Annotated in this window: 1 pseudogene; it reads left to right on the top strand. The window is 70.2% G+C overall.

Annotation, left to right across the window (positions count from 1 at the left end):
* Positions 1 to 272, top strand: a pseudogene (locus SB751_RS30625) (hypothetical protein); the annotation flags it as partial.

The raw sequence follows: 272 nt of genomic DNA, 5'->3' as shown, positions 1-272 counted from the left end.
ACCAACCCCCTGCTACGTCCGAAATTCCTGCCTTACGGCGGCCTCATCGTCGAACTGACGCCGCACGGCGTGCGCGCGTATGGCGGCAACTACGCGCTGTACCGCGCCCAGCGCGACGCGGAACAGTATGCCGCGCAGGCCGCGCTCGAGCATGCGCACGCGGAGCGCGGGCGCGTGAGACGCCGGCTCGAACAGGAACACGACACGATCCAGCGCCACGCGGCCGGCGCGCTGCGCGAAGCGAAGACGGCCAACCTGTCGTCGATGGCACG

The sequence above is a fragment of the Cupriavidus sp. SIMBA_020 genome (assembly GCF_046535395.1).
In the GTDB taxonomy this organism is placed as follows: domain Bacteria; phylum Pseudomonadota; class Gammaproteobacteria; order Burkholderiales; family Burkholderiaceae; genus Cupriavidus; species Cupriavidus campinensis.
Note: the sequence above shows the minus strand (reverse complement) of the source record. Positions and strands in the feature narration are given on the sequence as shown.